The 13224-nt window shown below is 57.9% G+C and carries 16 protein-coding genes; 11 read left to right on the top strand and 5 right to left on the bottom strand.

Features of this window, described 5'->3' with window-relative positions; all coding sequences use genetic code 11:
• The first annotated feature begins 186 nt into the window (after positions 1-186).
• A complete protein-coding gene (locus QMG46_RS15960) occupies positions 187-822 on the top strand; it encodes a dihydrofolate reductase family protein (RefSeq protein ID WP_281848829.1) in 636 nt (211 codons plus the stop codon).
• A 72-nt stretch (positions 823-894) separates the two neighbouring features.
• Here QMG46_RS15960 and QMG46_RS15955 read toward each other — a convergent pair whose 3' ends face one another.
• Positions 895-2487 (bottom strand): carboxylesterase/lipase family protein, encoded by a 1593-nt coding sequence (locus tag QMG46_RS15955; RefSeq protein WP_281848828.1) that lies wholly within the window; start codon positions 2485-2487, stop codon positions 895-897.
• Positions 2488-2634: 147 nt separating this feature from the next.
• On the opposite strand from QMG46_RS15955, the gene QMG46_RS15950 reads away from it, so the two are divergent.
• The 8 genes from QMG46_RS15950 to QMG46_RS15915 all read left to right on the top strand — a co-directional run bounded on the left by QMG46_RS15950 (position 2635) and on the right by QMG46_RS15915 (position 7264).
• Entirely contained in the window at positions 2635-3195 is a 561-nt protein-coding gene (locus tag QMG46_RS15950) for an RNA 2'-phosphotransferase (protein WP_281848827.1), read from the top strand.
• A 70-nt stretch (positions 3196-3265) separates the two neighbouring features.
• Entirely contained in the window at positions 3266-3391 is a 126-nt protein-coding gene (locus QMG46_RS15945; protein ID WP_281848826.1) for a hypothetical protein, read from the top strand.
• Positions 3392-3719: 328 nt separating this feature from the next.
• On the top strand, positions 3720-4256 hold the full coding sequence (locus QMG46_RS15940) for a hypothetical protein (protein WP_281848825.1): 537 nt from the start codon (positions 3720-3722) through the stop codon (positions 4254-4256).
• Between the two features lie 108 nt (positions 4257-4364).
• Positions 4365-4589 carry an Imm32 family immunity protein gene (locus QMG46_RS15935; RefSeq protein WP_281848824.1) on the top strand — a complete coding sequence of 75 codons (225 nt, stop codon included), beginning with the start codon at positions 4365-4367 and terminating at the stop codon, positions 4587-4589.
• 74 nt (positions 4590-4663) lie between these two features.
• Complete coding sequence (locus tag QMG46_RS15930; protein ID WP_281848823.1) at positions 4664-5122, top strand: ankyrin repeat domain-containing protein; 459 nt, start codon at positions 4664-4666, stop codon at positions 5120-5122.
• A gap of 62 nt (positions 5123-5184) precedes the next feature.
• Positions 5185-5550, top strand: coding sequence for a hypothetical protein (locus QMG46_RS15925; protein ID WP_281848822.1), 366 nt, complete (start codon positions 5185-5187; stop codon positions 5548-5550).
• Between the two features lie 165 nt (positions 5551-5715).
• Positions 5716-6354, top strand: a complete 639-nt coding sequence (locus QMG46_RS15920) for a glutathione S-transferase family protein (protein ID WP_281848821.1) — start codon at positions 5716-5718, stop codon at positions 6352-6354.
• A 157-nt stretch (positions 6355-6511) separates the two neighbouring features.
• Positions 6512-7264, top strand: a complete 753-nt coding sequence (locus tag QMG46_RS15915; RefSeq protein ID WP_281848820.1) for a hypothetical protein — start codon at positions 6512-6514, stop codon at positions 7262-7264.
• Positions 7265-7456: 192 nt separating this feature from the next.
• On the opposite strand, the gene QMG46_RS15910 is transcribed toward QMG46_RS15915, so the two are convergent.
• The 3 genes from QMG46_RS15910 to QMG46_RS15900 form a co-directional block, all read right to left on the bottom strand.
• On the bottom strand, positions 7457-8011 hold the full coding sequence (locus QMG46_RS15910; RefSeq protein ID WP_281848819.1) for a hypothetical protein: 555 nt from the start codon (positions 8009-8011) through the stop codon (positions 7457-7459).
• Positions 8012-8197: 186 nt separating this feature from the next.
• Positions 8198-9355 carry an aldose epimerase family protein gene (locus QMG46_RS15905; RefSeq protein ID WP_281848818.1) on the bottom strand — a complete coding sequence of 386 codons (1158 nt, stop codon included), beginning with the start codon at positions 9353-9355 and terminating at the stop codon, positions 8198-8200.
• Between the two features lie 185 nt (positions 9356-9540).
• Positions 9541-10455 (bottom strand): LysR family transcriptional regulator, encoded by a 915-nt coding sequence (locus QMG46_RS15900; protein WP_281848817.1) that lies wholly within the window; start codon positions 10453-10455, stop codon positions 9541-9543.
• Between the two features lie 112 nt (positions 10456-10567).
• Between QMG46_RS15900 and QMG46_RS15895 the strand changes: the two genes are divergently transcribed.
• The gene (locus QMG46_RS15895; protein WP_281848816.1) at positions 10568-11605 is read left to right on the top strand and encodes a DUF1254 domain-containing protein; all 1038 of its coding nucleotides are present in this window, start codon (positions 10568-10570) and stop codon (positions 11603-11605) included.
• A gap of 10 nt (positions 11606-11615) precedes the next feature.
• Here the strand turns inward: QMG46_RS15895 and QMG46_RS15890 are convergent, their stop codons facing one another.
• Positions 11616-12023 (bottom strand): hypothetical protein, encoded by a 408-nt coding sequence (locus QMG46_RS15890; protein WP_281848815.1) that lies wholly within the window; start codon positions 12021-12023, stop codon positions 11616-11618.
• A 212-nt stretch (positions 12024-12235) separates the two neighbouring features.
• On the opposite strand from QMG46_RS15890, the gene QMG46_RS15885 reads away from it, so the two are divergent.
• Entirely contained in the window at positions 12236-13171 is a 936-nt protein-coding gene (locus QMG46_RS15885; protein WP_281848814.1) for a hypothetical protein, read from the top strand.
• The last annotated feature ends 53 nt before the right edge of the window (positions 13172-13224 follow it).

Here is a 13224-nt window from a genome sequence, read left to right as displayed (position 1 = left end):
CCGCACCGGCCGTTCCTGACGTCGGCTCCAAGACATCTCCGTCGCCGGGCTAAAGTTCAGCCGGCGATGTCGATTCTGGAGATACCCATTCGTCATTATGCTACCTGACAACTCGTTCGAGGCGGATGGCTTCGCAGCCGCCTGATGCCAGCATCAGGCCGACATTCGAACATACGGAGGAGCATCATGAGCAAGGTATTCGTCAACATCGGACTCAGCCTCGATGGCTACATGGCACCGGAAGGCATGACCATGGGCAAGCCCGAGTACAAGAACTGGGGTGCCAAGTGGGGTGCGATGATGGCCTGGATCCTCAATCAACAGTACTTTCGCGAGAACCTCCTCAAGCTCGGACCCGGAGGTGAGACAGGCCCGGTGAACGACCTGCTTCGCAGCACCAACGAGCGTTGCGGCGCCAACATCATGGGCAAGCGGATGTTCGACCAGGGCGAGAGCTCCTGGCCGGAGGACGCCCCGTTTCACACCCCGGTTTACGTCCTTACTCATGAGAAACGCGACCCCTGGGAGCGCTCCGGCGGGACGACGTTTTACTTCATCAATGAGGGGCCGGAGCGTGCGCTGGAGCTGGCTAGGGAATCCGCAGGCGATCGTGACATCCGCATCTCGGGTGGCGCGGAGGCGATCCAGCAGTACCTCAACCTGGGCGCTGTCGACGAACTGGAAATCGCCCTGGCACCTGTATTGTTCGGCGGTGGACGACGCCTGTTCGAGAACCTGCACGAGCCCGCGCCGCAATTTCGCATCGAGAGGGTTCTTGAGGGATCAACCGCCACGCATGTGCGCTATGTGAGGGCGGCCTGATAGCAGGTTGCGATGGAAGGAATCGTTCCTTCGCTTTGGTGGACGCCCGGCCCTGACTTTACGTAACGATTTTCACAGAACTTTAGTGCCCTCGACGCCCATCAGAAACTGATAACGCGCTGCATTGCGATCGATCATGGTGTGCGTATCCGTGCCGATGACCTGACGCAACAGACCGCCGTCCTTGTTCGCTGCCGCTGGCCAGTGCGGCAGGCCTGGACCATTCGGATCGCCCGTCTGGATGAAGCGAGCCCAGTAGCCCTGCATCACTTCCGAGACGTGACGGTCGGTCGTTGTCCAGGCATAGACTGCGTTGCCCGACAGATTGCCCAACGCGTATTCGATCTCGCCGCTGTGCACGGCGCCGGCATCCGGGCCGGCGTTACCTTCGCGCTTGGACGGACGTGCCTGCGTGAAATAGTAGTAGTACACCGGCGCGCGACCGGTTTGGCGATGCATGCGCATCCATTGCCACGTTGAGAAGGCGATGAAGTCATCGCCCGCGAGCGCCGTACCGGACGTCTTGATGTCGGCGTCGGTCTCGCCCGGATAGAGCTTGAGGGCTTCGGCCGCATGTTCGCCAAAACGCTTCTGCACGGCCGCGCGATAATTGGCCTGGTTCGGCGGCTGACCCTCGAACAGGCTGACGTAGCTGCCTTCTTGCGAGTTTGCGCCGAGCAGCAAGGGAATATGCGCCTGCTCGCCGGCCTCGTAGATGTCCTTGGGCGGGCGAGGGAGAAAATAGCCGTCGATCGTGGGTCTGAACTCGGGCACGTCTTTTTGGCCCGCGGCATCCAGCAGCGCCTGTGCACTCATCGCACGAAGCTGATCCAGCGAGCGCGCACCGACGCGACGTTCGAAGGCCTCGCCTTCACGCATGGTCTGGGCAAGCGGTGTCGGATTGAGGTTGCCGAGCATGGCGCCGCTTTCGCCGATGGCCCGGCGGATCAGCCCCTTGGAGAGTGGCGAAGCCATCTGCGCCGACACGGACATGGAGCCGGCGGATTCGCCACCGATGGTGACCTGATCCGGATCGCCACCGAACGCGGCGATGTTGCGCTTCACCCACTCAAGCGCCGCGTGTTGGTCGAGCAAGCCGTAGTTACCGGCAGCATGCTCGGGAGATTCGGCCGCCAGGGCGGGGGAGGCCAGGAAGCCGAAGACATCCAGCCGGTAATTGACCGTAACCGTCACGATCCCGTGCTGCGCCAGGCTGGCACCGTCGTAGCGCGGCTCCGATCCATCGCCGCCGATGAAACCGCCGCCGTAGAAATACACCAGCACTGGCAGCTTCTTGTTCGGAGCATCTGCGGGTGTCCAGACATTGAGATACAAGCAGTCTTCGCTCATGCCGTCGGAGCGGAACACCATGTCGCTGAAGATGGGACGCTGCATGCATCGCGGGCCGAAACGGTCGGCTTTGCGTACATCCTTCCATGCAACGACCGATTGCGGTGGCTTCCAGCGCAGCGATCCAATGGGCGGCGCAGCGTAGGGAATGCCTTTGAACTCGTTCAAACCGGTCTTGGCATCGTGGATACCCGACAGGCGCCCGGTGACGATGTCAGCGCTCGGCGCCGCATCCGAAGCCAGCATTGGCGCAGAAACCAGAGCCATGGCCAGGCCTAGAGCGATACGGCGTGAATGCAGAGATGCGTTGAACATACTTGGTCTTCCCGAAGCGGTGAAACGGCCTCGCCATGGTGCCATTTTCCTTCGTCGCGCGGGAGGAGACAGTATGGGGCGAGCGCTTCAGCCGATATCATTGAGGGCGGTGCAGCCCAATGACCGTTGAGGAGGAAGCTAGAGCACATGGACAAAGCCCTTGTCTCCAAAAGCAAATTCCTTAGCCTGGTGCTTAGACATCAGCCTGCGTTGATTGGGCTAAGCCTCGACGCAAATGGGTGGGCAGACTTGCAGGAGCTTGTTCGGCTCGCCAATGCAAGCGGCCACGACATAACTGCCGACGATATTCTGGTTATTGTCAGAAATAGCGAGAAGCAACGCTTCACGCTCGATTCGTCCGGGCAAAAAATTCGGGCAAACCAAGGGCATTCCGTCGAGGTAGATCTTGAACTTGCGCCCCTCCAGCCACCGGCCGTTCTCTATCACGGCACAGCGACGCGCTTCCTGCCCTCGATCCGTCAATCGGGGCTGATAAAAGGCGCGAGGCATCATGTCCATCTATCGCAAGATGCGGACACGGCGAACGCGGTCGGAGCTCGTCATGGACCACCCGTTGTCCTTACGATTTTGGCCGAGGACATGTGGCACAGCGGGTGTGTTTTCTATCAGTCCAAGAACGGCGTTTGGCTTACCGACCATGTTCCGGCTCCATATATCGAGTTTCCGCACTGTCCCGAGTCAGATTAGGAAGATTCGCGTTCGACCCGCAGCGGGTGTCAAACGGAAGTCGCGGCTCGAACACCTTTCAGGAGAACTCATGTTTGACCATGTCGTATTCGGAGTCAGCGGCTACGAAGCGAGCAAGGCTTTTTTCTTAGCAGCTTTCGTCGTGGGTCCGGACGGACGCAACATTAAAGCGGTCTGTCACGAGCCCGAAATCTGACGCCACTTAGGGGGATGGGTGAATTTTATTCTTGGCTGCATCGGAATGGCCTTCTTCACGGCGTTCCGTCACAACCAGCTTGGCTGGGCATCTGTCGCAAAGTACTGGCTTGGGTGGATCGCGGGAACCCTCATCTTTGCCTATGTATTACATACAGAAATAGGTGCGGGAGTTTACTGCTGGTGTTTTGCTCTCTATGCCTTTACGCGAAGCTAGCAGCTGATATGGCGTTAGTCCGCGTCGACTCCAAACGGCCATCTTCACACGTGTTGACGCCACAGGGGAACGCCGGAACACTGGCATCGCTTGCCAACTCAATGGAGGATCCATGCCAAAGCGACTGAGCTTGCTACTGATGACCTTGCTGTCTTTGCCAGCGTTTTGCCAGGAAGGGTGGAGGGACGAGCATGGACATCCGGTGCCCGATTCCGACTCCCAGAGGTCCATCAAGGGATTTGGCGGCAGGCTGCTGGTCACGCCGGACGCGGATTGGCAGGCCAAATGGCAAACGCCATCCGACACCATCCCTCATTTTACTGTGGCAAAAGCTATTCCGAGAGGGCAACAGGTCTTTTTCCTGATCTTCTTCGCTAATCCTCTTTTAAAGGAAGGCAGCACCGCGGATATCACGTGCGATATCGATGTGCTTCGGCCCGATGGAAAAGCAACGTTTCATCAGCTCGGCATGTCCTGTTTCAAGGGCGTTATCAACGAACCCGCAACTCATACTTTCCTATCGCCAGCGGTTATAGGGTGGACTGGCGATTCCGGCGATCCATCAGGTACATGGGTGTTGCGCGTGTTGCTCAAGGACAATGTTCGCCAAGCCAGTGTGCCGCTTCGCACTTCGTTTGAGCTCAAGTGAAACGCTTGGACTCTTGAGTCGTTAAAGGGCATAGCTACGGCGACGAAGGTGCACCTTCGACTCAAAGTGGACAGTTCATAAGTACGAGAATCAAAGAAGGAGACTGGCATGAAACTGTTTGGTTACGAGGAGGGGAATGACGAACAGAAGACACCCATCCAACTCTCTGAGGCAAGCATCTTAGCTAGCCCGGGCGAACTGAGAGCTATCGCAAAGGTCCTCGCTGAGTTGGCCTCCGAAATGGAGGGTGATGGCTTTGACCACGCACACTTGACCGACAGGCTGCCAAGCCTAGCCGGTGGCCCAGAGTTGATCGTAGTTAAGGTCAGATAACTGGCCTTATGAAGGCTCCGTTTTCGACTCAAGGCCGGCAATTCTGCAGGCCAAAATAGCCCGAAGGACTAGTAATGGACAGCCAACTGCGACTGATTTTGGACAGGGTCGCCTCGACCGCTGACTTTGCATGTGTCGAGCTCGTGGACGTAAATGCGACTAACGTCATGGGAGACAACGCGCTGCATTGCGTATGCCTGTGGGGTGACGTAGAGGCTGCCAAAACGTTGATCAATGCGGGCATCAACATTGATCAGTTTGGTGAACGAGGTTACACGCCCCTGCACATTGCTTGCATGGCAGGTCACATCGCTGTTGTCGAGCTTCTCGTTGCCCACGGCGCAGACCTCTTCGCTCAGTCCGAAGGCGACCTGCCATTTACAACGGCTCGGCTGGGCGGCCACGATGCCATTTGCGACTATTTGTCTCCGCTGATGACGTCGATACAGGCAAGCCAGCGGAGCGTATACATTAAATCTCGAATCGAGCAGCTTCGGCGCGAAATTTCCAGGCTTGAATCATCGTTGGATTGAATTGAGAGCGTCTGCGTCCGACTCAAGACGAGCCTTGCTGTTGAACATGCATATGGAGATATATGGAAGTCGGCTATTCGAACACCGTGGTCCTGAGGCACGTCAAGCAGGCTCTTGAAGATCTTTTGGCAGGCAACGTCTGCCTGACTGAGGGTGTCAGGGAGGTTGTCCAATGGGGTTGGTCGAATCACGGACTGAACGAAGAACTTTTCCGGCCATTCGTTGGCGTCGATTCTGAAACGGATAGATTTCCGGTCGGTCGGGTACGAGAGCTTTGGGCTACTGATGCGCTGGCCAAGGCCGACGAGGAGAGAATCGCGGCCGAGGACCACTACAGGGAGTGGGTTATGGAGAGCGCAAACATCTTGTTGGCTGCTGTGAGCGCGGCATTGCCCACATCGACATTTACCGATCCAGCTTCGAATTGATGTCGTCTTCCGACTGGACGGAGGTCAGCGGCCCGCAGCTCAGGTTTTCTTACGAAAGGCATCGCCGTCGCTGAGCTAAAAATCCTGTCGACCATGTCGATTCTGGGAACGCCCATTCGTCTTTCCGGTAAAGGGCGATAAGGCCGAATCTCAAAAGGATCAAACATGATCACCGTTTTTGGCGAAGGAAGAGGTTTCCGAGTCATTTGGCTCCTGGAGGAAATGGGGGTCGCATACCGGTTGAGGCCGGTAGATCTTCTGGCCGGTGTCGAGAAAGACTCGGAGTTTCTTGCGATCAATCCGGCCGGCTTCATTCCGGCGATCCAGGACGGCGACGTCACGATGGTTGAGTCCATCGCGATCATGGAATACCTGATGGCTCGCTACGGGCCGACGCCGCTCGCACCTGGCCCCCAGGATGCCGCGTTCCCCCTTTATCAGCAGTTCCTCCACCTCGGGGAAGCCGGCCTTGCGGCCTCCATCTACTTCGTCGTGGGATCGCGCCTTTTTGCACCGGAATCCGAACGCGGGAACTGGAGCGCCGGGCAGGCGCTGAGCGTTTTCGAAAGCCGGCTGACCTTAGTGACACGCCAGCTTGCACGTACACCCTATCTTGCCGGCGAGACGTTCACTGCTGCCGACATCTCGGTGACCTACGCCTTGGAGTTGGCGCAAACATGTGGCGGCGTGACGTTCGGTGAGGTGGAGCGGTCCTATATGGCTCGCGTGAGCGCACGCGAGGGCTACCAGCGCGCCATGGATACCTGTCGATCCAGGAAAGCATGGCTCGCCAATCCGGTGTAGTGGGCCACGGTGCCGCGAGCACGTCTACCTGGGTTGGAAAGATCCGAAATTTTTCCGCGCGGCTTGTCGAAATCCGACATTGCCGTTCGTCACTACAGAGAGGGCTGGGCATCCGGCCTCACTCTTTGCGTGAAATAGCTAACTGGAGGAAAGGACCGTGCGTAAGAACAAGATTGGCGCTTTCTTGATGAAGTACGTCGTCCTGCTTATCGGACTAGGGACGGCGCACCAGACGATGGCCCAGGATGTCGCCACACCCTATCCGAAGATGGCCCCGCTCGACCAATACCTCATGGCCGATCAAGCCGCGGAGATAGCCCTGGCGCGCAGTGCCGCGCCGGAATCCATTTCCCGCGATGCCACGATCCTGGTTCTGGGACGCAAGGGTTACGAGACCGCGGTCAAAGGCAAGAACGGGTTTGTCTGCATCGTGGCCAGAAGCTGGACGGGGCCGTTTGACTGGCCTGAATTCTGGAACCCGAAAATAAGGGCGGCCGACTGCCTGAACCCTCAAGCCGCACGCTCGCTGGTGCCCATCTTTTATCTGCGCGCCAAGATGGCGATGGCGGGTCGCTCCAAGACGGAAATGCTGGCAGCCGTCAAGGCTGCGTACGAAAGCAAGCAATTGCCGGAGCTCGAAGACGGCGCCATGGATTACATGATGTCGAAGTCGTCGTATCTGACTGACCAGGGAGGCCACAACATGCCTCATCTGATGTTCGACACGCAGGTCAAAGACGCCAACGATTGGGGTTCCGGGGCCGAAGGCTCACCGGTCATGTCGAGCCCTTACTGGTTCGTAACTTCGACAGAGCCCACTCAAATGAAAGGACTGCCGCCGATTCTTGTCTTCCTGGTCCCGGCACCCCATTGGTCCGACGGAACGCCGGCGGATATGCATGATCACTGATGCGGGCGCTGTCGGTGGCATCGGCATGGCTGCACGGGGCAGGTTTATTATGATGGCAGCCAAATCAAGTTTGACTATTAGTGCCGATGTTTACTGGATTGACTTGATTTCCACTGGTGGCCGAATCCAGGTGAGGAGGCCACGATTGAAGGGAGCGGGATGATTGGCAAAATGTATGCGGCAAGAATGTCACTAGAAAGATGCTTTCCCGACAGCCTCGGCATGGATCGTATCAGGCAAGCGTCGTCTTACAGCTTTAGCAAAGCCGTCGAAATTTTCGACACCTCCCTCGAAGATGGCGATCCGCTTATTGTTGTCGAAAAGTTTGAGATTGATGCCATTTCCAACCCAAAAATATTTAATTGATGTGACCTTTCTCAGGTCAACAGAGGTCAGGAAAAAGGCGCCATATTTGATCATGTCTGGCTCGACAACGATCCGATATTGATGCAAGTACACCCATGCGTAGAGCAGCAGACCGCCCAAGACTACGGCAGCAAAATTGAATAATGGCCTTGCATCTTGCACCGCTTCATCCGGTAACAGAAAGAAGACCAAAGGCAAGATGATCGCGGACGCAAGAATAGCTTTCAGTATCCCTCGCGGGTATTGAAAGACTTGAACTGCGTGTTCGCTGGCCTCAACCGTCAATCCCGGCGCCGAGGATTCGCGGCGCGATATCAGATAAAGCGCTACGAATCCCCCAACAAGGGGAGCCATTGACAGCAGATTAGTGACGTGATTCATTGATGAGCTAAGGCGCGCTCAAATATGCCACACGAGCCTTGATCTCCCCATCGTCAGGTCCGGAAGCCAGATAGTGCCGATAGGCTGCAAGGGTATCGGCGATGCGTCGATAGTATGTAGGTGGTAGTTGCGAGGGCAAGGCCATCAGCCACTCATCTGGCGCCGAGTCCCGCGCCAGAATGAGCTTCATCGACCGGAGGTGCCTCCGGGCTCAGTAGTGAATTCGTAAACGATCAAGTTGCGATACTCATGGCCCGGATCCAGGCGCGCACTACCAAAAGCAGGTTGATTGGGTGTGTCCGGATAAAGCTGCGGTTCGAGCACAAAGGCATCGCCTTCGCGGTACACGTGGCCGCCTGTGCCGACGGTCGTGCCGTCGAGGAAATTGCCCGAATAAAACTGTAGGCCCGGTTGCGCGGACTTGAGCGTAAGCACGCGACCGGACGCAGGATCGGACACGCGTGCGACAACGCGTGGCTCGGATGCCATCGTGCGGCTGATGACCCAGTTGTGGTCGTAGCCACGGCCATTGAGCAATTGGATTTCGCTGCCGTCACGGATATCTCGACCGATCGGCTTGGCTTGGCGGAAGTCGAATACCGTGCCTGTGACGCTGCGTATTTCGCCTGTTGGAATCGAGGTGGCGTCGATCGGCAGGTAGGCATCGGCGGCAATCGTGAGGCGCTGGTCCATCACGCTGCCGGAGCCTTCACCCGACAGGTTCCAGTACGCGTGGTTGCTCAGATTGACGAGGGTAGGGCGGTCCGTCGTGGCGCGATAGTCGATGGACAGGCGATTGTCTCCGTCCAGCGTATAGGTCGCCTTGACGGTCAGCTTGCCGGGATAGCCCATATTGCCATCGGGGCTGACATAAGTCAGCGTGACACTGGCTGCATTGACGTCGTGTTTCACCTCACCAATGGTCCAGAGGACTTTGTCGAAGCCCTTGGTACCTCCGTGCAACGAATTGGGGCCATCATTGATAGGTACATCGTAAGCCTGACCGTTGAACGTGAAATGGCCCTTGGCGATACGGTTCGCGTAACGCCCGACCGTGGCGCCGAAATACTGCGACTTCTTGACGTAGCCATCGAGCGCGCCGTAGCCCAGCACGATATTGGCGAACTTGCCTTGGCGGTCCGGCACCATCAACGACTGCAACGTGGCGCCCAATGAAATGACTCGAGCGGTCGCGCCATGCGCATTGGTAAGTACGACGGCGTCAACGCGCGCGCCATCAGGCATCGTGCCGAATGTTTCACGTTTGGCATCCGTGGCTGAATGCGCACTCGTTGCCAGCGTTGCGAGATAAAGCATCGTACTTATCCAGACAGTGCGTTGCATGATCTTTTGCCTCTTCGTGGTGGCACGAATACGCATGCAAACATATTGTATGACTATTTCGCAAGTGTCGATTTTCCGGCGAAAATGCTTTCGTTCGCACTATGGGAGAATTTATTTCGCGCTGCGTGCTTTCATTGACTCTATACACATCGCCGACTGCTCCCTGGCAATTCAATAAATACAAATCACCCAATACGTTCATCCCGCCGCACAGCGATATCGCAAGCATCCAAAACCTGCGGCACGTGCTCCTGACAGAAGCTCAGATAGGTTCGGACGATCGCCGATGGGTGCCGGTGGCGTGGATAAAGCAAATGGATCGGCTGCTCAGGCAGCGGACATTGCGGCAGCAGCGGCACCAGGCGCTTTTCCTTGATGGCTATCCGTACCATGAACGGCGGCAGCTCGGTAACAACGTGACCATCGACTGCGCAGGTGTAAAGGTGTCGATAGTCGTTAACAGACAATACCGCCTTGGGCACAACCATCTGCTCGCCCAAAGCCCACGTGGCTATGACGTCAACACGCGGTGACCAGACAGCGCATGGAAAGCGTTGAAGCTCGTCGGGCGTCGCCGGCATGCCTAAACGCTCGATCAGCTTCGGACTGGCCACGAGAATGTGGCGATACGACAGAACATGCCGCGCCACCATGCCTTGGTGAATGATCGCGTCGACACGAAGAGCAACATCGATACCGTCCTCAATGAGATCAACGCGTCGCTCGGTGGCGTAGACGTGAACCTGGATATCCGGATACCGCTCCTGGAAAGCAGCCAACAAGTCCCACCACGGCTCGAACGACGTAGGTAACGATAGCCTCAGGTGCCCCTTCAAGCGTGCCTGGTCGCTGGTTACGGCTTGCTTGGCTTCCAGCAGCGCTTCGATACCGCGGCTGGCATGCTCGTAGAGGCGGGTGCCCGCATCGGTAAGCTTGGTGCCACGCGCTGAGCGCTCCAGCAACTGCACGTTGAGTTGCCGCTCCAGATCGCGGATCCGGCGGCTCAGCGTGGGGAGTGGTGTTCCCAGGCGGGCAGCGGCCGTGGAAAGACTGCCAGCCTGCACAACGGCGACAAACATCCGGATGGCGTTTAAATCCATCCACCAAGCCTATCAAATATGATAGGCCAGTTGCCATTTTTACGCCTTCATTCCACATATTTGATTGGCCTACAGTGCCTGACTGATATAGCCAGTTTGCTGCGGGAACACCATGAAGAAGACAAATGCGAGAGCCTTGGCCATCCTGTCGCTGGCGGCAATGAGCGCGACAGCCTCTATACAAACAGCCGCCTCTCAAACCGTTCCCGTCACTATCGAGAACTACAACCGCGCTCAGACGGACGTCAATTTTGAGGGTGTGGTCAAAAGCGGAGGCTTTGGTACCTTCCGGCATGGCCGCGAGCTTGCCCCGCCCGCTCAGGGAGGCATCGTCCGGCCCAATCGCGACACTTTGTATTCATTCGCGATCATCGACCTCGATGCCGGCCCGGCAACCATTACGCTGCCTGACGCCGGCCATCGATTCATGGGAATGCAGGTCGTCAATCAAGACCAGTACACCCGGGCCACGTATTACAGCAGGGGAACCTATACCTTGACCCGGGCGGCAATCGGCACCCGTTATGCGATCGCCGTGGTCCGTTTCCTGGTCAATTTCTCGGACAAGGACGATGTCAGGCAGGTCCATGCTTTACAGGATGCGATCAAGCTCAGCCAGAAAAGTCCTGGCAACTTCGATGTCCCTCTGTGGGATATGGCGAGCCTTAAAAAAGTGCAGGCAGCGCTCTTGCAATTGGGCTCTACGATCTCCGACACGCGGCACATGTTCGGCGCTGACGAACATCAAGTGGATCCCGTGAAACATCTGATTGGAACCGCCATGCTATGGGGCGGCTATCCCGAAAAAGATGCCCTCTATTTGCCGATCACACCGACGCGCAATGATGGCAACACCATTTACAAGCTGACGGTCAAGGATGTCCCCGTCGATGGTTTCTGGTCACTGACGGTATACAACGAAGACGGCTATCTCCAGCCCAACCCCTATGAGGCCTATGCCCTCAATAGCCTCACGGCAGTGAAAAATCCCGATGGGGCGATCCCTATTCAATTCGGCGGGTGCGATGGAAAAATTCCCAATTGCCTGCCGATCATCAAGGGTTGGAATTATACGGTGCGGTTGTTCCGCCCGCAGACGAAAATTCTGGACGGCAGATGGAAGTTTCCGCTGGCACAGCCTGAAGCTTGAGCCGTTGTTATCACTTCGCCCCGGCGGACCGCTTATAGGGAATGAACTGTCCGAGGCTCACGAAGCTCTTCGGGAAGTGCCCGGTCCGATCGACCATGCGCACGATATCCATCTTGCACAGCTGCGTGCTGAAGGTTTTCGTCAGCAGGATATCGTCGCTGGATAAGGCGTCGGCACTACCCCTGGGGTAATTGACGTAGATCGTCGTCCCGAAGTCGTACACGATGGCCGTGCGGTCGATCACCCGGGTACCTTGCGCCTGGGACAGGCTGATGCAGTTCACGGGAGGTCCGGCCACTCGGCCCTCCAGCAACTTGGCCAACTCGGCGGCGGGGTCGTCCTTGCCTGCAGCCAAGGCGCTGGTGGAAACGGCGAGGGCTGCGACACTCAAGGCGAGGATTTTGATCAGGGTGGACATGGCGATTCTTCCCGGCTGGGGATGCATGTTCATGGTATGCCGATCCATACCTTTCGGACATCCCGCCATTTCAAGGGAACCCTTGATGAAAGAACCTGTCTACCGCCGTCGGCCGCTACACGCGCATGACGATAGGCGTAATTTTTTGCGCGGGTAATGGGCTTGAATGAGGCTGTGTCATCGAACATTCCGGGCAGGGCCGACATCAAACCTTGGGTCACAGGCATTGGCGACAGCTGACGCTGCCGCGTCAGGCGCGGGTGTTCGTGCTTGCTGTGGTACTGGCACTACACGTGGCGTTCGCGCTGATGCTGTGGTCTGCGATCCAGCCGATAGCACCTGCCAATAGCGACCCGGTGCTGATCGTGCGGCTACTGGATGGCGCCAGCACGCGGCGTGCCGCGCCGCCGCCCGCGCCGCCTGCGCTGATACCACCACAGCAGGCAGCGCCTCCACGCGCTCGGCCTGTGCCGCACGAGAAGCCGCGCCGTGATGCGATGGTCGTGCAGGATCATGGGGCGACACCTGCGCCGGCAGCCTCTACGGCGACACCGGCCTCCCTCAACTTACGACTACCGCCTGTGTCGACGGGTGCCTCGGTAACTGCAGGTGCGGAGGCCAAGCCGACCCAGTCCGCAGACGATCATCAGATCATGCAGCACGACAGCAGCCGGCCACCCGTCAATCCCACCCGTTTCGATAAGTATTTCCCGCCGCCGAACGAAACGGCGGGCGGCGCGGCGGGGCGTCACATAGATAACGCGATCAAGGCGATCACCAAAAGCATCTGCGATCCCACCAAGCACAGTACGGCTGCCGACCTGCTGTGCGGCACGCCTCCCTTGCCGCCGTCGCGCAAGAATCATGACGAGCGCCTCAATCTACCGCCCGCATCGCTGGTCGGTGACCCACCTCCGGTCACGATGCCACTGTCTACCTGCATCGCCGAGTACAACGATGGCAAGTCGCTGTCGCAGGGCTGCCCGATAAACACGCCTGACCTGGCGTTCCAGGCCGAAATGCGTGAATGCATCGATCTGTACCGTGCGGGCAAGCGGCTCAAGAGCTGGTGTCCAGCCGACACGCCCAAGCGCGCCGCCACCGAGTCGTCCGCACCAGCGGCTTCCTCCAGCGCGGGTTCGCACTGAACGTACCGGGCCGTTCCCTCAAGGCGGGGGGCTTGCAAGCCCTCGACTGCCCA

Source organism: Dyella sp. GSA-30 (assembly GCF_027924605.1).
Taxonomy (GTDB): Bacteria; Pseudomonadota; Gammaproteobacteria; order Xanthomonadales; family Rhodanobacteraceae; genus GSA-30.
The sequence above is the reverse complement of the archived record's forward strand: the minus strand, read 5'-3'. Positions and strand labels throughout refer to the sequence as shown.